We start from the raw sequence: 20,809 nt of genomic DNA, 5'->3' as shown, positions 1-20,809 counted from the left end.
CAGTCGAAAGCTACGACCCTTCCGCGGTCGATCCGGTCACCGGCCTTTGCACCCGAAGCTTCGCCGAGCAGTGGCTGACGAAAGAGATCGCCAGCGCGACACGGGAGGACAAGCCTCTCACACTGCTCGTTCTTGCTTTGGACGACGTTGACCAAATCAACGAACAATATGGCAAATCTTGCGCCGACCTGGCTTTGTGGGAGTTTGCGCGGCGCCTGAGGAAAGCAAGTCGAGGATGTGATCTCGCCGCACGCCTGGGAGCCGATGAATTCTTGTTGGCGCTTCCTGATTGCAGTGTGGGAGCTGCCAAAAGAGTTCTTGACCGACTCGGTACGGTGGAAATCAACTGCGGCGGGACCGGGGTTACCCTCGCATGGTCGGCTGCCTGGCTCGATTGCCAGGCGGGTCAGTCTCCCGGCGAATTGCTCGCCCGGGCTGACCAAACGCTTCAGCTTTACGAGAAGGCCTCTAAGGAGAGCGCCTCCGCACCTCTGGCCACCCAGTGACCTTCCTTCCAACACGTTAGATCCTGTTTCATAACCCGATTTTCGGCTGTGCCAGATGCACTGTGAAGTGCCATCCTGTAGCCTGCCTCTTTGAAAGGCAGGGCTTTTCCTGGGTTTTGGCCTGCCTGCGGCAGGCAGGCGGAAAAGAGCCCGGGTCTGAAGACCCAGGCTACAACTACTACAGCATCCGCGCCCAGGCAGAATCAGCCAGTTGCAGAGGTCATGCAACAACTTCTAGCTAAACCGATCAAATACGTTTCCTAAACCGCCTGTCGGGATTTCCCTCGACTCTGCTCCCTTCGATCCGCCGCGGCGGACTCAGGGCAGGCTCTGCATGGCCCGCCCATTCTAGACGTTTTTGGCGGCTGCCTTGCTTTCCCCCCAGCAAGGCAGCCAACTCCTGCATCCTCTTCTCATTCACACACTTCAACCGCACAGGGGGGATACGATGTACCTTTCCTATTCCAGGAGGAATTCACAATTGACAAACCCGCGTTCTTGGAGTAGGGTTCGCGAAACTCCAATCAGTGAAATTGGGAATCCCGACCCGGAGGGCTCTCGCCTTCCCTAGGGGAGGCAAGAATGTCCAAACGAATGTCTAATGGAGGTAAGAATGTCTAAGCGAATCTATCTGGTCTTGGCAGTGCTGTTGGTAGGACTCCTGGTTCCGTTGGTTGCCACGGCGCAGCAGCCGGAGCCGCCGGTATACACCTTTGTCGCTTTGTGGAACGTCCCGCGCGCCCAATGGGCTGAGTTCACGGCGTTCTGGGAAAAGAACGCTCGTCCGGTACTGGACCGCCTGCAGGCCGACGGCACGATTATCGGGTATGGGAGCTTTGCTTCCGTTGTCCACACGGAGGAAGGATACACACACGGAAACTTTTGGGAGACAACCAGCATCGCAGCGGTCGAACGCGCTCTGGGTGAGCTCCTGAAGCTCCCTCCGAACCCGGCTGCCCTCGGTGCCAGGCACCGTGACCGCCTGCAACGGTCGCTCATTTACAAGGCTCGCTCCGCCGGCCCCACCAGCGGCTACGTCTGGGCCGGCACCACGAAGGTACAGCCCGGCAAAGGCCGGGAGTGGCGTGAGCTTTGGGAAAAATATGCCAAGCCCACCTATGACGAGTTGCTGGCCAACGGGACGATCTCGAGATACGTGGTCGAGGTCGAACATGTGCATACCGAGGACCCCGGCTGGCGCTTTATCGTGTACGTGGCTCCCAACGCCGAGGCCGTGGACAAAGTCCGGGCGGCCTTTGTCGCTCTCGGCGAGAAGCGCAGCTCGGAGGAGAACCGCGCCATCAGCGATGCCTTCGCCGAAGTGACCGTCGCCGGGGCACACTGGGACTTCTTCGGGCGCGTCACGAATTACGCGCACAAGTAGAGTTCCTTTGCAAGACGCGACTTTGCCCCGAGCGAAGTCGAGCTAGTGGGCTGACAAAATACAGGGGTAATCCTGGACGCTTCGGAAAAAAGCCGCGGAGGGGGTAGTCCGCGGAAACCTCGACGACCGAAAGCGAGTCCGGGAGTGCCCTTTGTCGAAAGTTCACGGTTCCAATTGGAAATTCTGCTGACACGGAAGAGCCGTGTTACACAAGGAGCAAACTACCATGAAACGGTCAACCAAAACTCTGGTTGTGCTGGCAGTGTTTTGCGTTACCAGTCTTGCCTCGGCACCATTGTTTGCCCAGGAGTGGTCCGCCGCCCAAAAAGAGGTTTGGAAAAATGTTGAAGCTTATTGGGAGCTTGCCACGCAGGGAGACTTGGAAGGATTCATGGGCTACTTCCACTCGGACTATCGCGGCTGGAGCTACCAGAATGCGCTTCCAGGCGACAAGGCTTCGGCCAGAAAATGGATCGGCCACGGGATGAAAACAGAAAAGACGCTCGTCCATGAAATCAAGCCCGTTGCCATTCAAATCTACGGCAACATCGCCTTTGTGCATTACCACTATGCCGAAACGGTGAAGGACGCCGAGGGCAAACAGAAAGCCCGCTCGGGTCGCTGGACCGACATCCTGATGAAACAAGGGGAGAAGTGGGTGATGATCGGCGACCACGGTGGGCAGACATCCAAAGATTAGATCTGTGATTTGAAATCGAATGTTCTAGATCGCCTTCCGTGACCTCTGTAGTTTGGGTCAGGAAGACGAAACCGGAGGACAAAATGCGTAAGAGGGTATGGTTCTTGCTAGCTTTGTGTATGAGCGTTGGCTTGGCCACCGCCGTAGCTCAGAAAGCGAAGGATGCTACGGAGGTGTCCCCGGACACGCACCATGTCGTTCTGGACAATGCCAACGTCCGGGTTGTGGAGATCCGAGCCGGTTCGGGCGGCAAGGTCCCCATGCATTCCCACCCAGCGCACGTGCTTGTAGTTCTCAGCCCGGCCCGGATAAAGTTTACCTTTCCGAATGGGAAAACGAGCGTGGTGGACGTGCGGCCCGGCGAGGCTGTTTGGTCGGACGGCGTGGAGCATTCGGCCGAAGTGCTGGCGGGTAGCGTGCATTTGGTCATGGTCGAGGTCAAGGGAGCGAAAGCCACTGCCCGTCCTTAGTACGCGAGTACAGGCTGATTGGCGAGCAGACGGAAGACGGCTGGGGATTTGCTGACAGCGGCCCCCGGCGACCCCGCTCGGTTTCTTGGGGATTCGGGTGGAGGTGTCCTATGCGCCGGCTTCCCGTGGCAGGAATGCTTGTTCTTTCGGTTGCGCTCATCAGCTTTGCGCCGGCGTGCCGGGGAATCGAAACCGTCCTGTGCACGGCGACCTCGATGCCGCACGGGCGCGAGGACGGCTTGCGGCGCGTTGACCGCGAAGGGGTGCTGGCCTTGATCGGTGCCGCTGAGCGAGCGGGCGCGAAGAAGTTCATCTATACATCCTATTCCGGAAACATCCGGCTCGAGTCGCCACTCGAGACGGCGAAGCGCGATTGCGAAAACCGGCTCCTGGCAGGCTCCATCGAAGCCGTAATCCTGCGCCCCTCCTACTTCATGGAGGTGTGGCTCAGCCCCGCCTTGGGCTTTGACCCGGCAAAGGCGTCGGCGCGCATCTACGGCTCGGGCGAGGCAAAAGTCAACTACATCTCGGCATTGGACGTGGTCGAATTCGCCGTAGCGGCGGCGACAAAGAGTGCAGCTGGCCGGGAAGTGATCGAAATGGGCGGGCCGGAGGCGCTTGCGCAACGCGACGCGGTGCGTCTATTCGAAGAAACCCTCCAGAAGAAATTCACTCTTGACTCGGTTCCCATCGCGGCGCTCGAAGAGCAGCACCGTTCCTCCGATCCCCTGCAAAAGACCTTTGCGGCTCTCATGCTCGGCTATGCCAAAGGAGACGTCATTCCTGAGAGCCGCGCCAATGCCGAGCGGTACGGAATCCGCCGGCACTCGGTCGCTGACTACGCTCGAACGTTCCAAACATAGAAACCAGAAAATAGAAATTAGAAAAGAGCATTCCCTATTTTCTATTTTCCATTTTCTCTTTTCTGCTTTTTCCAGCGAGGAGGGGGTATGAACCAGATCCATTCACTCACCCGACGGGGATTCTTGACCTCGACTTCCTGCCTGGGCGCTGCTCTGGCGCTTGGCAAGTATTTTCCGCTGCCTGCGCTGGCTGAACCCATCGCGCAAGACCCGCGCGTGGCTGAGACACCGCTCCTTGACAAGGGTTTTGCCGCGGTGCGCAAGATCGGCCAGGGCGTCTATGCCACCATTTCCGATTTTTCCAAAGGCATCGAGACCCTCTCGAACGGCGGCTTCATTGTCGGCAGCGACGCCGCTTTGCTCATCGAGGGTCATCGTGCGCCCGCCGGCGCTGCTTTCGAGCTCGAAGCGCTGCGCCTGGTGAGCCAGGTTCCGGTGCGGGCTGCCGTGGATACCCACTACCATTTCGACCATTCGCTGGGGAACGCGTATTACGGCGCGCAGGGCATTCCTGTTCTGGCCCACTCCAAGACCGCTCCGTTGATGGTGGAGCGCTACGCCAACCTGCAAGGGCAGGACAAGACCCCGCTGCTCGAGCCACTTGAAAAGCGCCTGCGCGACGCCGCCGACGAATCCGAGCGCCAACGCGCTCAAGGCGACCTCAATGCCTACAAGCTCATCTTCGCCACCATCGATTCCACTATCGTCGCTTTGCCCAGCCAGCCGCTCGACCCGGCCAAACTGCCTTTGATGCTCGACCTCGGCGGCGTCAAGGCCGTAATCGAAACTTACCCGGGACATACGCCCACCGACGTCGTCATCCGCGTGCCGGAACAGAACATTGTTTTTACGGGCGACCTCTTGTTCAACGGCTGGTATCCGGTCACTTTCGATGCCGACCTGAGCGCGTGGCGGGCTACACTCGCAAAATTCGCTGCCTTTGGCAAGGATACGCTCTTTGTCCCCGGCCACGGCCAGCTCTGCGGCCAGGAAGGCGTCGCGAACGAGCGCGCCGTCATTGATGATTTGGCCGAGCACGCCGGCAAGATGTACAAAGCGGGCGTGCCGGTCGAAGAAGCCCAGAAGCGCTACGTTGTGCCCGAGCGTTTCCAGGGCTTCCCGATTTTCGCGTGGTCGTTCACGATTGGCAGCGCCATCGCCAAATTCTACGAGGAGCTCAAGGCCGGCAAGTCCTGAGCGCCGGATTACCACCAGGCTGCGAGTGGAGCTGCTTCCACAGACAGTCACCCAGTAGAGCTCATTGCCTCAAGGGTGGCCCGAACCGGAGCTTTGAGTCGAGCAGGGTCTTGACAGGTTTTGAGACTCTCACGTATAGTGCGCCTGATTTCGGCAAGGCGGAAGCCAGTCACAAACGGAGATTCACTCGAGTCACGCGATGCAGGAGCGATTTCGATACTTCGCCTTTACGTACCGCTTCTCCTTTGGGGGGAAGCGGACCGGCGAAGCGTGCGTGCATCGCTTAAGACCTAGAAGCTAGACGCCGCAGAAAGTTTCGAAGAACCGGCCGCGAACCTCCCAAAGGGGTTTGCGGCCATTTTTTTGTGCGAGCAATTCCGCGGCGTAATAGGAGGACTTGGCCCCATGACGATTGAAGACTGGCGGGCGGAGATCGATGCGATCGACAACGAAGTGCTACGCCTGTTGAACCGCCGGGTGCAGATGGCCGTTGAGGTGGCCAAATTGAAGCAGGCGGCGGAACTACCGATGGGCGATCCCAACCGCGAACGTGATGTGCTGTCGCGCGCGTGCCGGGCAAACCGCGGCCCGCTGGAGGACCAGGCCGTGGTGAAGCTCTTCCGGGCGATCATTCGCGAATCACGGCGCATTGCCATCCGTGCCGTTAAGACAGCCAACACGCAGCCGACAGGTGACTTGCCATGAGCAGTGGAGAACATGCTCTCCGCGTGGCTTTCCAAGGGGAGCGCGGAGCCTTCAGCGAGGAGGCGGCCGTCAAACTGCTCGGCGAGAAAATCCAGCTTGTGCCGCGACCCACGTTTGAGGCCCTGTTCGGGGCGGTGGACGAAGGCGTTGCCGACTACAGCCTCGCGCCCATTGAGAACAGCCTGGTCGGCTCCGTGCACAGGTCATACGATCTGCTCCTTGAAAGCACCCTACGCATCGCTGCCGAAGTCATCATTCCGATCACGCATCACCTGATCGGTCCTCCGGGAGCATCTTTCGAGGGTATCGAGGTTGTCGAATCGCATCCCGTCGCGCTCGCTCAGTGCGAACGTTTCTTCAACGATCACCCCTGGATCAAACGGATGGCGAGCGAAGACACCGCCGGAAGCGTCCGCGAGGTGGTTCGGCGCGAGGATCCGAGGCGCGCGGCCATCGCCGGAAAGCGCGCGGCGGAAATCTACGGCGGATCCATTCTGCGAGAAAACTTGGAGGACGACAGCGAGAACTACACGCGGTTTCTCCTTCTCGCACCATCGCCAAGCTTGTCCGAAAACGCGAATAAGCTTTCGTTGGTCGTGCAGTTGGCTCACCGGCCCGGCTCGCTCTATCGCGCCTTGGAGCCATTTGCCCGGCGCGATATCAACCTGCTCAAAATCGAAAGCCGACCGGTCAAGGGGCGTCCGTGGCAATACCGTTTCTACCTGGACCTTTGCGCTTCAACAAGCGACCCGGAGGTCGCCGCCGCACTGGCAGAATTACAGGATCGTGCCGTGGAAGTACGCCTCCTTGGTTGTTACGTTGCGGCACTGGCCGTCGCGAAAGATGCCGAACGCAATCCGTAGAGGAAACTTGGGGTAAGGAGAAATCCATGGTCGTCGTGATGCAGGCAGGCTCTACCGAAGAACAGATCCAGTGCGTCATGGATCGGCTGGTCGCGATGGGATTCGACGTGCACCGCTCGACCGGGGCCACCCATACTGTCCTGGGCGCGGTGGGCGTGCGGTGTGACGCGGACTGGCGGGACATTGCGTTGCTCGATGGAGTGCGCGAGGTAGTGCCGATTACCCAGCCGTACAAGCTGGCCAGCCGCCCGTTCCGCCCCGATGGCACCGTCGTCGAGCTTCCGGGTGGCGTGCGCATTGGTGCACAAGAGGTCGTGGTCGCTGCCGGGCCATGCGCGGTGGAATCGGCCGAGCAGATTCACAGGATCGCCCAGGACGTGGCCCGGCTCGGCGCCAGGCTCCTGCGCGGCGGCGCGTTCAAGCCACGCACCTCGCCTTACACCTTTCAGGGAATGGGGGAGCAGGGGCTGAAGCTCCTTCGCGAAGCCGCCGACAAAAACGGCCTGCTGGTAGTGAGCGAGGTGCTGGACCCTTCGCAGATCGCCTTGATGCTGCCCCACGTGGACGTTTTCCAAGTGGGCGCGCGCAATATGCAGAACTACCACCTGCTGCGGGCGCTGGGAGGAGTGAGTAAGCCGGTGCTGCTCAAGCGTGGGATGTCGGCCACGGTCGAGGAGCTGTTACTGAGCGCTGAATACATCATGGCCGGCGGGAACTACAACGTCATCCTGTGCGAGCGGGGCATCCGCACGTTTGAGACCTCCACCCGCAACACCCTCGATCTTGCCGCCATTCCCGTCATCAAGAAGCTTTCGCACCTGCCCATCCTTGCCGACCCCTCGCACGGCACTGGCTGGCGCGACAAAGTCCCGCCCATGGCACGCGCGGCGGTTGCCGCTGGCGCCGATGGCCTGCTCATCGAGGTGCACCACGACCCTGAGCAGGCGTTGTCAGACGGTGCGCAGTCACTCTACCTGGATCAGTTCTCGCAACTGATGGCTGAGCTCCGCGTCATTGCCCCGGCTGTTGGCCGGTACATTGCATAGGCGACAGCGGCTGAACCCGATTTGCCTGTCCCGCCATCGCCCAGCGCGAGTTTCAAGCCCTGTGGGATTTATCCCACGCCCGCAGCGGCTGAAGCCGCTTCTCTTTTTTCTTTTCGGCATGGTACGGCATGGCTAAAGCCATGCCCTGACGGCGGCTCTCTGCTACACGCTGCGCGCGGCCGTCGCAAGCATCTGCTATTTGAGGTACCGCGCCAGGAACGCCTTGATCTTCTGCCAGCTCTCGGCAGCGGTCTTGGTATTAATGCGGTTGAAGGAATGACCACCCGGCGGGGCCGGATAGATCTCGTATTCGAACTTCTTGCCCGAGGCCTTGAGGGCGTCGATCAGGTGAGTGATTTCGATGATGCGGACGTCATCGTCGTTGGTTGCGGCGTGGATGAGCAGCGGGGTCTGCAGCCGTTGGGCCTGGTGAGCGGGCGAGCGCTCGATGTAGCGGTCAAGTTTCTCGTGGGGGTAGCCGCCGAAGCCTTTCTGCTCGGCAAAGGTGCGCCGGTAGTTTTCCGTCGCATAACCCATCCGCTCGACCAGGTCGGAGACGCCGACGACGTTCACACCCACCTTGAATTTCTCCGGGGCGCGGTAGAGGGCGTGCATGGTGATGAAGCCGCCGTGTGACCAGCCGAGAATCCCGATGCGGTTCGCGTCCGCGTTGGGGTGCATCTCGGCCAGCCAGTCGCGCCCGCTCGTGCAGTCCTCGACCTCCATCCCGCCGTAGTCGATGGCGTGGTAGTGCTCGGCGCCGTGGTGGGTGCTGCCGCGGTACTCGGGCGCCAGGACAATGTAGCCCTCCTCGAGCATGTCGCGGATCAGCCTCCAGTAATAAGAGCTAAGGTGGCTGTGCACGCCGCCGTGAATCCAGACGAGCGCCGGCAGCTTGCGCCCGGCAGTGTTGAGCGGCGTCCAGAGGTGTGCCGGGATGATGCGGCCGTCGGCCGAGCTGGTGTAGCGAATCTTCTCATAGCGGGCGATGCCCTGCGCTTCCATGAGAAACGTCAATTCGAGGCTGCGCTGTTCGGAGGCCTCGACGGCAAACCGCAGCGATTGCGCCTCGCGCTCCGGGCGCTCGAGCCGCTGGCCGGGGTCATCTGCCTGCGCCGTCAAACTTGCGGGGAAACAAATCAAAGCGACAAGGGAAGTCGCGAGCAAGCGGTTCATGGTGGTAGTCCTCCGGTAGGAGTATGGTTCGGCGGGGGCTCACGATAAAGGGGTGGGGGACGACGCGGGTCGTCTCCCGTAGGGCACGGTTGCCGTTCCAACTATTTTGGGCCATTTCCAGCGACTCCCGTTCCGCCCCCGTTCGAACAAGTTGGGAAGGAGTGCATTCGCTTATTAAGTTGGAACGGCGCTAGGCCGCTTTCTTATGGCAATCCATGCACTTCGTCGGTGACGGTGGCTTCTTGCCCTCTGCCATCATCGCCTTGTGGCAATCGCCGCAGGTCTTGTGCACGGCATCTTTGAGCGAGAGTTGTTTTCCGCTTGCCACCTTGGTGTGACAGCTACTGCAGGCAATCACCGGTTCGCCCGCCTTAAAGGTGTGGTGACATTTCAGGCAAGCAATTTTGTGCTGCTCGATATGAACCTTGTGCTGGAAGGTCACGGTGCCGAGCGTGGATTTGAACTCCATCACGTCTTTCGGCGGGGCCGTCTGTGCCCGGCTGATCGCGATGACTACCGCCACGGCCACCAGAACCAATCCGATGCGTCCTACGAGCTTCATCGTGTTTGTCCTTTCGCTTGATCTTGGGACGGCTCGAGCGGCGAGTCCCCAGCGGCGGGCGCGGTGGCTGCTGGCGCCTTCTCCCGACTGCAGCCGACCGTTTGCTCCCGTTCCAGCAAACTGGAACGGGATTGGAAGCCCGACCCTTTTGCGGCTGACCTGACTTGATCCCCACCCGGCGGGGCCTCCTCTGGCCGGGTGGAAACTCATTCTAGTACCGTTCCAACTATTTCTGCAAAACAAAAACAAACGAGCTGTGCACCGAGCTATCTGTTTCCCATGGGCTCTTCAGATATCCAGCACCGAATAGTTGGAACGGCGCTAGCCCAAAGCCCTCGGTTTGGCGACCGGCTCTGCTTTGGGGATGCCGCGGGAGCCCCGCGGGGTTGGCCGGATCGAGGTGCCGGCCTTGCCTTCGAGTGCGTGCTGGAGATGATCCGGCGAGGTGATGATCACCTGTTTGCCTCCGCGCTCGAGATAGAAAATCGCTGCTTCGATCTTCGGTCCCATGCTGCCAGCCGGAAAGTGACCTTCGGCCAGATAGCGCCGGGCGTCGTCCAGCGTCAGCTCACTCAGGAATTGTTGATTTGGTTTCCCAAAGTGGATGGCCAGGCGATCGATGCTGGTGGAAATCATCAGCAAATCAGCGCGCAGGTGCGCCGCCAGCAGCCCGGAGGCCCGGTCCTTGTCAATCACCGCCTCGATGCCGCGGAGCCCGTGTTCCCCGCGGACGACGGGGATGCCGCCGCCACCCACCGCAATGACGGCGACGCCGTTGATCAAGCAGCGCCGAATGGCATCCAGTTCCACGATCTCAAGCGGTTGGGGCGACGCCACCACCCGCCGCCAACCGCGACCCGCGTCTTCCACAACGCTCCAGCCCCGATCCAGTCGGTGCTGCTCAGCTTCTCCGCGGCCCAAAAAGGGGCCGATGGGCTTGGTGGGCGTCTGGAATGCCGGATCTTTGGGATCCACGACGACCTGGGTAATCACGGTGGCGACCGGGCGGGGCATGCGGCGCGCTTCGAGCACGCCGCCAAGCGTTTGTTGAATCATGTAGCCGATGGTGGCTTGCGTCTCAGCGTCGCAAACATCGAGCGTGACGGGCGGGACCTCTCTCGAAGCCAGTTCCGATTTGAGCAAGGCCGCGCCCACCTGCGGACCGTTGCCGTGGGTGATGACCACGTGGTAGCCGGCAGCCAAGATATCGGCCACCGATTCGCAGGTTTGCCGCACGTTCTCTCGCTGCTCTTCCACCGTGCCCGCTTGACCGGGAAGGGTCAAGGAGTTTCCGCCAATCGCGATAACTGCCGTGCGCTTCAAGAATTGCCTCTTCGGGCCCCGATGGATTCGGGGCTGGCTCCCGGTCTGCCCCCCCGAGCGACGGCGCCCAGGAGCGCCACCAGGATGGCCTTCTGGATGTGCAGCCGGTTTTCGGCCTGGTCATAGACTACGGATTCCTTCGAATCGATCACCTCGTCGGTCACCTCTTCGTTGCGGTGAGCGGGAAGACAATGCAGGAACACGGCATCGGGTTTGGCCAGACGCATGAGCGCTCTGTTTACCTGAAATGGCCGGAAGATTCCCCGGCGCATTTCGGCTTCACTCTCCTGTCCCATGCTTGCCCAAACATCCGTATAGACGGCATCGGCGCCGCCAACGGCTTCCTCGGCGCTGTGCACCAGGACGATCTGCGCGCCGGTTTCTAGCGCATCTTCTCGCGCGGCGGCCAGGATCTCCGGTTTGGGCGAGTAATCGCGCGGTGTCCCCAGGATGCAGGTCGCGCCCACCTTGGCAGCGGCAAAGGCGAGGGAATGGGCCACGTTGTTGCCGTCGCCCACATAGGCCAGGCGAATCCTCCGCAGATCTCCCTTGTGCTCGAGCAAGGTCAGGAAATCGCCAAGCGCCTGGCAGGGATGGAGCAGATCGGACAGGCCGTTGATGACCGGCACCGTCGCTTCCGCTGCCAGGGCAGTGACGATGGCATGGCCAAAGGTGCGGATCATGATGGCGTCCACCCAGCGCGAAAGATTTCGCGCCACGTCGGCCACGGATTCCCGCTTGCCCAGGCTGATGTCGCCCGGCGCCAGATAGACGGCATAGCCGCCAAGCTGCTGCATGCCCACCTCGAACGTCACCCGTGTCCGGAGCGATTGCTTTTCGAAGATCATGGCCAGGGTGCGGCCCTGACAGGCCAGGCGAAAGGCTTGGGGTTTAGCCTTGATAGCCCGGGCGAGGGAGAAGAGGCCCTGAACTTCTTTCACGCTAAGGTCGTGTATGGAAACCAGGTCGCGCTTGGCTCGCCCGCGGGCCGGCTTTAACCGGAACTTTGCCCGGGAAGCGCTCCTGGCGACGGGTTGCCTCACCGCGCACCTCCGCGCGGCGCGACCGGGCGATGGCGCAGGGTAAAGGCTTCGAGGATCTCCTTCAGGTTGGGATGGGTGAACTCCTCGAGTTCGTAAGTGACCCGCAGTCCCGGTTTCTTGAGCTTCAGGAGGTTGACCAGGTCAATCGGGGTGGCCACGAGCACAAGGTCGCACGGCGTCTTGCTGATCGTCTGCTCCAGTTCTCGCATCTGCTTTTTGCCATAGCCCATGGCGGGGATGAGCGGGCCGATATGCGGGTACTTCTTGTAGGTGGTGGCAATGCTTCCCACGGCGTACGGCCGCGGATCCACAATCTCGAGGGCGCCAAACTTTTTCGCCGCGACCATTCCCGCGCCTGTTGACATCCCGCCGTGGGTGAGCGTCGGCCCGTCTTCGATCACCAGAACGCGCTTCCCGGCAATTAGCTCGGGCTCCTTGACGAAGACCGGCAAATCAGCGTCAATCACGGTCGCCGCGGGGTTCCGCGAGGCAATATTTTTCCGGACCGTCTGCACCGCCTTGGGATCGGCTCCGTCCATTTTGTTCAGGACGATGACATGGGCCCGAAGCAGGTTCACCTCGCCGGGAAAGTAGGTGATCTCATGCCCGGGGCGTTGCGCGTCGGCAACCACGATTTCCAAATCCGACCTGAAAAACGGTGTGTCGTTGTTTCCGCCGTCCCACACAACGAGGTCGCATTCCTGTTCAGCCTGGCGGAGAATCGCCTCATAGTCCACGCCGGCATAGACGATTGTGCCTCGAGAAAGGTGCGGCTCGTATTCTTCGCGCTCCTCGATGGTGCAATCGTAGCGGTCGAGGTCTTCGTAGGCGGCAAACCGCTGCACTCGCTGCTCCAGTAAATTGCCATAGGGCATGGGATGCCGGACGACGACGAACTTCCAACCCAACTCGTGGAGCACTTGCGCGACGCGGCGGGAGACGGGGCTCTTGCCGCAGCCCGTGCGCACCGCGCAAATGGAAACCACCGGCACCTTGGCCGCGAGCATCGTCCGGCTGGTGGGCAGCAATTCAAAACTGGCCCCGGCCGCAACCACGCGCGAGGCCTTGTGCATCAGCTCCACGTGGGAGATGTCGCTGTAGCTGAAAACCGCCGTATCGATTTGCTTGTCGCGGATCGTCTTTTCCAGATCGTCCTCGGAGTAGATGGGAATGCCTTCGGGATAGTTCGGCCCGGCCAGCTCCGGCGGATAGAGCCGGCCTTCGATGTTCGGAATCTGGGTGGCGGTGAAAGCAACCACCTCGGTTTCAGAATTCTGCCGGAAGAGGACGTTGAAGTTGTGGAAGTCCCTGCCGGCTGCTCCAAGAATCAGAACCTTTCGTCGCATAAGATGGTTTAGCTCCCCGGCTGGTTGGCAAAGCCACCTATTCTGCCCCGGCCGATACCTCTTCTGCAAGTGCTCTGGCGCACGCCGCCGGCCATAGCTTGGGAACCAGAACCATCAGGAAACAAAAGGTTTCCGTGTCCGCAGTGAAACCGCAAAGGACAACCTGTCGAGAACAGTGCATGGGGGGGCGCGACCAAAGACTTCGTGTCGCGGGTTGGTGGATACGCTGTGGAGAGAGGCCACAACGCTGCCCTCCGCCATCGTTTCCCTCAAGTTTTGCGGCTTCCGTCCAGGTTTGGGTGAAGATTGTTGTGGTTGTCAACAGGCTTGCTTGCAGCCAGATGTTTCGGGACAACTTGTCCCTCTTAGGCACATGCCCCTAAGAGCTGCCCGCTTCCGGGCCTTCCCCTCTTCCCGGGTCCATCAAGATAAGTCTTGTATTATCAATTAACTGACGGGGAAATTTCAATCGGGAGTCGTGATCAAGAAACGCAGGTCCGCCTGGCGGAGGGCGTGCTGTCTAATTTTGAGGCAGCAGCCCTCCACCTCTTCCGAGCTGCCACAGGATGGGGTCACTCATCCAGGTTCCAGATTTTCTTGCCGTGCCCGACGAACAACATGAGACAGGCAGCTTGGTCAATTCAGGAGTTGGTCGCGGAGCATTGCCAGCGAGAAACGCCATGGTTCCCCGTTCCGGTGTCGTCCAATTCCGCAACAGTTGCTATTGAGATTCGCTGCACCCCGGAAACTGTTGAGGCTAGACATAAGTCCGGCGTTTTTGAAGGAAATGGGTCGGGATCATGTTGAGGATTGCAACGGTCAAGACGTCGCTCGAGCTGGTAGGTGTGCTCAGGCAACTCGGTAACCCTTTTGATTTCAAAACATCAGCGGCGCTACAGCATATGGCAGCGGTCGTGCCTTTCTCCGAAGTGGGGAAACGCCCCGAAGGAGAAAGGAGAACGACGATGGTAGTGCTGCTGGTACTTGCAATGTTCTTGATTTTCATTGTCATTGATTATCTGCGTCATCGCGGCGAGGTGGCGGTGGTTGCGCCCGAGCGCCGGCCGGTGGCGATTCCGGCTTTTGATGCATCCCTGGTAGGCGGCTACGTCCTACGGCCCGAACTGGCCTACCATCCCGGCCATACCTGGGTCATGGATGAAGGACGGAATCTGGCCCGGGTGGGGCTCGACGACTTTGCCGTTCGCTTGCTGGGCAAGTTGGAAAGCATCCGCTTGCCGCAACTCAACCGATGGATTCGGCAAGGGCAGAAAATTCTCACGCTCACCCATGGAGGGAAGACGGCGGAGATGTTGTCGCCGATCGAGGGCGAGATCATCGCGATCAATCGAGAGGCAGTCGAGAACCCGGAAGTCATCCGCCGCGACCCCTACGGCAAAGGCTGGTTGCTTGCCGTCAAGGCACCGCAGATCGAGACCAACCTGAAGAACCTGCTGACCGGCCGGCTTGCCGTACGCTGGATGCAAGAGGCGGCAGAGCGGCTGAGGGGCATGGTTCCCCAATTGGCCGGGGCGGTGGCCCAGGACGGCGGTTTGCCGGTGTCCGACGTATCGGCTCACCTGGACGGCCAGAGCTGGAGCGAAGTGACGAAGGAATTTTTCCTGTCCTGATCCGAGAAGGATGCGAGTGTAGCTATGGCACAGACAAAGAAAGCACTCCTGGTGGACATCACTCGATGCATCGGCTGCCGCGCTTGCGAAACCGCTTGCAAAGAGAAAAACGGCCTGCCGATGGATGACGGCGCAGCTTCGGGCGAGCCCCGATCAAATCGGGGCGAGCGCGAACTCTCCGCCACCACCTACAACGTGGTGCAGGAGCGTTCCGGTCGCTTTGTCCGTAATTTCTGCCGCCACTGCAATGAACCCACGTGCGCTTCCGTCTGTCCGGTCGGCGCCTTTACCAAGCTCGAGGCCGGTCCGGTGGTCTATGACGAGGACAAATGCATGGGCTGCCGTTACTGCATGATGGCCTGTCCCTTTCATATCCCGCGTTACGAGTGGAACCGGGTTACGCCCCGGGTCCGCAAATGCACCTTTTGCGCCGACCGTGTGGAGCAGGGCAAGCCAACCGCCTGCTCGGAAGCGTGTCCGGTGGGCGCGACCACCTTTGGCGACCGCGACGTGCTGATCGCGGAGGCTCAGGCGCGCATCCGGGAAAACCCGAACGGATATGTGAACCATGTTTATGGTGTCGAGGAGGCGGGCGGCACGTCGATGCTCTTCCTCTCCGACGTGCCCTTTGAGCAACTCGGCATGCGCGTCGATCTGCCGCGCGAACCGCTGCCTTTGCTCACCTTCCGGGTGCTCTCCAAGATCCCGGACATCGTCGTTCTTGGCGGGGTGATGCTGGGCGGCATCTGGTGGATTACCCATCGTCGAGAGGAAGTTGCCAAGGCGGAAGGGGCCGAGCGCCAGGCCGCATCAGCCGGCGTAAGGAAACCGGGCGGCCCCGCCTGAGCCCTCCCCGTCTCGAACATGGGGGATGGGGAACGGGATGGAGGAAGACAAGAATGTTGGGAACGAATCTGACGCTTGCCAGGCCAAAGAAGCTTCCGCGGTTAGGTTTCTGGCTCGGCATCTTTGTGGTGCTGTTGATGGCCGGCCTTTATATAACCTTTCGGCGTTTCACCGGCGGTCTGGGCGCCACCACCGCTCTTTCCGATGAATTTCCGTGGGGGCTTTGGATCGGCTTTGACGTGCTCTGCGGCGTGGGCCTGGCGGCGGGCGGTTTCACCCTTGCCGCCACCGTTTATGTTTTCAACCTTGAAAAATACCGGCCGATCTTGCGGCCCACCATCCTGACCGCATTCCTAGGCTACCTGCTGGTGATCTTCGCCTTGCTGTATGACCTGGGCAAGCCGTGGAACATCTGGCATCCGCTCATCATGTGGAACCCGCGTTCGGTGATGTTCGAGGTGGCCTGGTGCGTGATGCTCTACACGGCCGTTTTGGCGCTGGAATTTCTACCGGTGGTGCTGGAGCGGCTGGGTTGGATTCGGGCGGTCACGTGGCATCACAAAATCACTCCGCCGCTGGTCGTGGCCGGAGTGATTCTCTCGATCCTGCACCAGTCTTCGCTCGGCAGCCTTTACCTGATCGTTCCGGAAAAACTTTATCCGCTGTGGTATTCGCCGCTGCTTCCCGTTTTCTTTTTCATCTCGGCGATCGGGGTGGGGCTGGCCATGACGATCTTTGAATCATTTCTCAGCTCGCGCGCCTTCAGAAAGCAGCTCGAGCGGGAACTGCTCACCGGCCTGGCGCGGGTGATGGTGGTGGTGCTGAGCGTCTATGGGGTGCTTCGGGTGGAAGATATTCTCGATCGGGGCGCCTGGAAATATCTTTGGATGCCGCGGACGGAGACCTACCTGTTCTGGTTGGAGGCGGCGCTGGGCATCCTCTTGCCGGTCATGCTGCTGTCGTGGGGGCGCATCCGGCGCAATCTGAAGGGTCTCTATGCCTGCGCCGTCATGGTGATTTTCGGCTTCGTCGCCAACCGGCTGAATGTGGCCATTACCGGGATGGAGCGCGGCCTGGGCAAGCAATATTTCCCGACCTGGATGGAGCTCACGCTGACGCTCTTTATCGTTTCCCTCGGGTTCGCCATCTTTGCCGCAGCGGCGAAGTATTTGCCGATCTTTGTGGAGGAGGAAGCGGCGCACAAAGAGAGGGCGCCGGCTGTCAGCCAATGAGCTGGAAGACAATCGGGCGGCAGTTTCTCTCGCTGCGGTTGAGCACCAAGCTCATTGTGTGCCTGATCGGCTCCATGGTGGTGATCTTCGGGATCCAGGGTTGGATGGCCATGCGGGTGCACCGCCGGCATCTTGAGGAAAATGTGTTCGCCAGCGCCGACCGCATCAGCGACCTCATCAAGCGCAGCACCCGCTACCACATGCTGCGCAACGACCGGGAAGCCCTCTACCACACCCTCAACACCATCGGAGCCGAGCCGGGCATCAGCAAGATTCGCATCTTCAACGAAAAGGGCGACATCATCTTTTCGACCGACCGGGCCGAGATCGGAACGACGGTGGACAAGGCGGCCGAGGCCTGCTACCGCTGCCACGCCGAGGCGCAGCCACTCACCCGGCTCGATCGGCCCGACCGCTTTCGCATTTACCCGACCCCCGTCAACGGTCGCGTCCTGGGGCTCATCAACCCCATCGAGAACGCGCCGGATTGTTCCAACGCTGCCTGCCACGCGCACCCGGCCTCGCAGCACATTCTGGGTGTGCTGGATACGAACCTGTCGCTCGCGCGGGTGGATCAAGAGATTGCCCAGGGCAGCCGGCAGTTGTTGGCCTCGACCGTGGTGGCGGTGCTCTGCATCTCCCTCATCAGCGCCCTCTTTGTCTGGCTGGTGGTCCGCCGGCCGGTGAAGGAACTGGTGGTGGGCACCGAGCGCGTCGGCCGGGGAGATTGGAACTATTCGATTCCCATTGGCGCGAACGATGAAATCGGGAATCTGGCTGAATCCTTCAACCGCATGACGCGGGAACTGCAACGCGCCCATGACGAGCTGGTGCGCTGGGCCCAGACGCTGGAGCAGCGGGTGGAGGAGAAGACCGCCGAACTCGACCAGGCCCACCAGCAGTCGATCCGCCTGGAAAAAATGGCGTCCATCGGCCGGCTGGCAGCGGTGGTCGCCCACCAGATCAATAACCCGATGACCGGCATCCTCACCTACTCCAAGCTCGCCTCGCGGCAGCTTGGCAAGCAGGACCTGGACGAGGCGAAAATCGCCGAGATCCGCTCGCAACTCGAGTTGATCGAAACCGAGAGCATGAATTGCGGAAACATCGTGCGCAACCTGCTCGCCTTCGCCCGGCAATCCCCCGCGAAATTCCAGCCGGCCGACGTCAATGCGCTGATCGAGCGCTGCTTGCTGCTCATCCAACACCAATTGGAACTGGAAAATATCAACCTGGGAAAGCGGCTGGAGGCGTCGCTGCCGGCAGTGGTTTGCGATTCCAGTCTGATCCAGCAGGTGGTGCTGGCGCTCTTGATGAACGCGGTGGAGGCGATGTCCCACGGGGGCACGCTCCTGGTCGAGTCGAGGCCGAGTGGCGACCCGACCAAGATCGTCATCGCGGTCAACGACAACGGCGCGGGGATATCGCCCGCCGTGCTCCCCCATCTTTTTGAACCGTTTTACACCACCAAGGAAGAAGGCCGCGGGGTGGGGCTCGGCTTGGCCACGGCCCTCGGCATTGTCCAACAGCATGGGGGAACGATTGACGTGACCAGCAAAGAAGGCCGCGGCTCAACCTTTACCGTCACGCTCCCGCTCTCTCCACCTGCGGGAGCCTTCGAGAGAGCTGAACCCGGGCAAGTCGCGGCCGACCTCACTGCCGGCCGGGTGGTTTTGGGTTGAGTTACGGGAGGTAGCCAAGTCATGGCATCGGAAACGGCAAGAACGGCAACCGGCAACATTCTGGTGGTGGACGACGAGTTGATCGTGCGCGATTCGCTCTCCAAATGGTTTCACGAGGAAGGGTATGCGACGGAAAGCGCTGCCTCGGGCCGCGAGGCGCTGCTCAAAATCCAGGAGCGATCGTGTGATGTGGTGCTGGTGGATATCAAGATGCCCGGGATGGACGGGCTCGAACTTCAGCGCAAAATCCACGAAATTGATCCCAACATTGTCGTCATCATCATGACCGGCTACGCTTCGGTGGAAACCGCTGTCCAAGCCCTCAAAGCGGGCGCGTTTGACTACATCATGAAGCCCTTCGACCCGGACGACCTGGCCACGGTGGTGCGCAACGGGCTTGAGCAACGGCGCGTCAAGATGGAAAACATTCGCCTGCGCGAGAAGATTGAAGAGATCGTTCAGCCGGCCGACATTGTGGGGAAGAGTCCGGCAATGCAGCACGTTTTTGATTTGATTCACACGGTGGCGCCAACCGACGCCACCGTGCTGATCCACGGGGAGAGCGGGACAGGCAAGGAGCTGGTGGCGCGAGCCATCCACGACGGCAGCCCCCGGCGCTATATGCCGATGGTTACCATCCACTGCGGGGCGCTCACCGAAACGCTGCTCGAATCAGAATTGTTCGGCCACGAAAAAGGGGCCTTCACCGGGGCGCAATACCGCAAGAAGGGAAAATTTGAGGTGGCCGACGGCGGCACGGTATTCCTGGATGAGATCAGCGACATCAGCCTGAAAACCCAAACCGACCTCTTGCGCGTCCTCCAGGAAAAAGAAATCACTCGCGTGGGCGGGAACCTGACCATCAAAGTGGACTTCCGCTGCATCGTCGCCACCAACAAGGATCTCGATAAGCTGGTGGGGGAGGGAACGTTTCGGCCCGACCTTTTCTATCGGGTGAACGTCTTCCGCATTGATTTGCCTCCGCTCCGGGAACGGACCGAGGATATCCCGCTTCTGGTGGAGCATTTTCTCCAGAAATTTTCCGGGGCCATGAACAAGCGCTTCACCGGCGTGTCCAAGGAAGCGATGGACCTGCTGCTGGCTTACCCCTGGCCCGGCAACGTGCGGGAGCTTGAAAACGCCATCGAGCGGGCGATGGTGATTGGCCGCGAACCGGAGATTCAGGCCGCCGACTTTCCCTTCCAGGTCAGTCGCGCCCCGAACCAGGTGCCGCGGACGCTGGAAGAGCTCGAACAGGCGCACATCCGCAAAGTGCTCGAGGAGTTTAATTGGAACCAGACCCATGCCGCCCGCGTTTTGGGGATTGATCGCGTCACCCTTTACAACAAACTCAAGAAATACGGCTGGAAGAAGCCAGAAGAGCCATGAAGGCGCTCCATTTCGTCGGCGTGGGTGCGCCCTCCAGCACCACGGCGGCGCTGCTGGAGTTGCTGGCGGAGCGCGCCGGCGTCCTGCTGGGGCTGCCATCCAAGGTTGGCCAGGAATGGGTTAACCCTTCCTTTGCCTTTAACCCCTTGCGCGGCCAATATCATTCCACCGAAATTTTGAAGCGCCTCAGCTCGGACCTCCCCCAGGATGCCCTCCGCGTGGTCGGCGTGACCGACCTTGACCTGTTCATTCCCGTCCTGACTTTTGTCTTCGGCGAGGCGCAGGTGAACAATCCCTGTGCCATCGTCTCTTTCTATCGGCTCAAGCAGGAAGTGTACGGCCTGCCGGCCGATGAGAAGCTTCTTCGCGAACGCCTGCTCAAGGAGATCCTCCACGAGCTGGGCCACACCTTTGGCTTGACCCACTGCCAGAGTTGGCAATGCGTCATGCACACCTCCCATACCGTCGAAGCGGTGGACGTCAAACCAGGCCGGTTTTGCCGTTCTTGCCGGGCCCAACTGAGGCTGGGCCAGAGTCAGGCGACCAGCTGAGGCCGGACTCCTGCGATTACTACCCGACCGCATGTGCATTGCTGCTGGTCAATGCCCCGCTGTACCAAAGGGTGTGCCAAGGAAGCTCTGCAACTGATTGGAAGACCGAGGGAGAAAGACTTTCGTTTGACCCGCCCCAAAGGATTTCAATTGGTAGAGACCCGTGAACCGCTGGAGTGCGATTTCACTGACCAGAAAGCCGGCGGCAAGCTTAACGGAACCCTGACGGAATCTCCATCTGGTGCTGACGTTAAGGACTATAATGGCGCAGGTTATTCCCCGAGCAAATCTATG

Annotated in this window: 20 protein-coding genes; 15 read left to right on the top strand and 5 right to left on the bottom strand. The window is 60.6% G+C overall.

The window, feature by feature from the left end:
- The 9 genes from VIH17_00100 to aroF all read left to right on the top strand — a co-directional run.
- On the top strand, positions 1-506 hold a 506-nt coding region (locus VIH17_00100), incomplete at its 5' end, for a GGDEF domain-containing protein (protein ID HEY4681632.1).
- A gap of 613 nt (positions 507-1,119) precedes the next feature.
- Positions 1,120-1,890, top strand: coding sequence for a hypothetical protein (locus VIH17_00095; protein ID HEY4681631.1), 771 nt, complete (start codon positions 1,120-1,122; stop codon positions 1,888-1,890).
- Positions 1,891-2,116: 226 nt separating this feature from the next.
- On the top strand, positions 2,117-2,590 hold the full coding sequence (locus VIH17_00090; GenBank protein HEY4681630.1) for a nuclear transport factor 2 family protein: 474 nt from the start codon (positions 2,117-2,119) through the stop codon (positions 2,588-2,590).
- A gap of 131 nt (positions 2,591-2,721) precedes the next feature.
- Positions 2,722-3,060 carry a hypothetical protein gene (locus VIH17_00085; protein HEY4681629.1) on the top strand — a complete coding sequence of 113 codons (339 nt, stop codon included), beginning with the start codon at positions 2,722-2,724 and terminating at the stop codon, positions 3,058-3,060.
- A gap of 110 nt (positions 3,061-3,170) precedes the next feature.
- Entirely contained in the window at positions 3,171-3,923 is a 753-nt protein-coding gene (locus VIH17_00080; GenBank protein HEY4681628.1) for an NmrA family NAD(P)-binding protein, read from the top strand.
- Between the two features lie 87 nt (positions 3,924-4,010).
- Complete coding sequence (locus tag VIH17_00075) at positions 4,011-5,120, top strand: MBL fold metallo-hydrolase (protein HEY4681627.1); 1,110 nt, start codon at positions 4,011-4,013, stop codon at positions 5,118-5,120.
- A 405-nt stretch (positions 5,121-5,525) separates the two neighbouring features.
- On the top strand, positions 5,526-5,825 hold the full coding sequence (locus VIH17_00070) for a chorismate mutase (GenBank protein ID HEY4681626.1): 300 nt from the start codon (positions 5,526-5,528) through the stop codon (positions 5,823-5,825).
- On the top strand, positions 5,822-6,688 hold the full coding sequence (gene pheA, locus VIH17_00065; protein HEY4681625.1) for a prephenate dehydratase: 867 nt from the start codon (positions 5,822-5,824) through the stop codon (positions 6,686-6,688). Before VIH17_00070 ends, pheA begins: the two co-directional genes overlap by 4 nt.
- 26 nt (positions 6,689-6,714) lie before the next feature.
- Positions 6,715-7,734, top strand: coding sequence for a 3-deoxy-7-phosphoheptulonate synthase (gene aroF / locus VIH17_00060; GenBank protein ID HEY4681624.1), 1,020 nt, complete (start codon positions 6,715-6,717; stop codon positions 7,732-7,734).
- A 195-nt stretch (positions 7,735-7,929) separates the two neighbouring features.
- Here aroF and VIH17_00055 read toward each other — a convergent pair whose 3' ends face one another.
- From VIH17_00055 to VIH17_00035, 5 genes are all read right to left on the bottom strand, one after another.
- A complete protein-coding gene (locus tag VIH17_00055; GenBank protein ID HEY4681623.1) occupies positions 7,930-8,910 on the bottom strand; it encodes an alpha/beta fold hydrolase in 981 nt (326 codons plus the stop codon).
- Positions 8,911-9,100: 190 nt separating this feature from the next.
- Complete coding sequence (locus VIH17_00050; GenBank protein HEY4681622.1) at positions 9,101-9,472, bottom strand: cytochrome c3 family protein; 372 nt, start codon at positions 9,470-9,472, stop codon at positions 9,101-9,103.
- A 321-nt stretch (positions 9,473-9,793) separates the two neighbouring features.
- Entirely contained in the window at positions 9,794-10,795 is a 1,002-nt protein-coding gene (gene arcC / locus VIH17_00045) for a carbamate kinase (GenBank protein HEY4681621.1), read from the bottom strand.
- A complete protein-coding gene (gene argF, locus VIH17_00040; protein HEY4681620.1) occupies positions 10,792-11,838 on the bottom strand; it encodes an ornithine carbamoyltransferase in 1,047 nt (348 codons plus the stop codon). Before argF ends, arcC begins: the two co-directional genes overlap by 4 nt.
- On the bottom strand, positions 11,835-13,184 hold the full coding sequence (locus VIH17_00035; protein ID HEY4681619.1) for a cyclic 2,3-diphosphoglycerate synthase: 1,350 nt from the start codon (positions 13,182-13,184) through the stop codon (positions 11,835-11,837). Before VIH17_00035 ends, argF begins: the two co-directional genes overlap by 4 nt.
- Before the next feature lie 800 nt (positions 13,185-13,984).
- On the opposite strand from VIH17_00035, the gene VIH17_00030 reads away from it, so the two are divergent.
- The 6 genes from VIH17_00030 to VIH17_00005 are packed head-to-tail and all read left to right on the top strand — an operon-like array spanning position 13,985 to position 20,515.
- Complete coding sequence (locus tag VIH17_00030; protein HEY4681618.1) at positions 13,985-14,815, top strand: glycine cleavage system protein H; 831 nt, start codon at positions 13,985-13,987, stop codon at positions 14,813-14,815.
- Between the two features lie 24 nt (positions 14,816-14,839).
- Complete coding sequence (locus tag VIH17_00025) at positions 14,840-15,661, top strand: 4Fe-4S dicluster domain-containing protein (GenBank protein ID HEY4681617.1); 822 nt, start codon at positions 14,840-14,842, stop codon at positions 15,659-15,661.
- A gap of 53 nt (positions 15,662-15,714) precedes the next feature.
- On the top strand, positions 15,715-16,893 hold the full coding sequence (hybB, locus tag VIH17_00020) for a Ni/Fe-hydrogenase cytochrome b subunit (protein HEY4681616.1): 1,179 nt from the start codon (positions 15,715-15,717) through the stop codon (positions 16,891-16,893).
- Positions 16,890-18,575, top strand: coding sequence for an ATP-binding protein (locus tag VIH17_00015; protein HEY4681615.1), 1,686 nt, complete (start codon positions 16,890-16,892; stop codon positions 18,573-18,575). Before hybB ends, VIH17_00015 begins: the two co-directional genes overlap by 4 nt.
- 21 nt (positions 18,576-18,596) lie before the next feature.
- A complete protein-coding gene (locus VIH17_00010) occupies positions 18,597-19,964 on the top strand; it encodes a sigma-54 dependent transcriptional regulator (protein ID HEY4681614.1) in 1,368 nt (455 codons plus the stop codon).
- The gene (locus VIH17_00005; protein HEY4681613.1) at positions 19,961-20,515 is read left to right on the top strand and encodes an archaemetzincin family Zn-dependent metalloprotease; all 555 of its coding nucleotides are present in this window, start codon (positions 19,961-19,963) and stop codon (positions 20,513-20,515) included. Before VIH17_00010 ends, VIH17_00005 begins: the two co-directional genes overlap by 4 nt.
- Positions 20,516-20,809: the final 294 nt, after the last annotated feature.

This window comes from Candidatus Acidiferrales bacterium (genome assembly GCA_036514995.1).
In the GTDB taxonomy this organism is placed as follows: Bacteria; Acidobacteriota; Terriglobia; order Acidiferrales; family DATBWB01; genus DATBWB01.
This window is presented reverse-complemented; position numbering and strand designations above follow the sequence as displayed.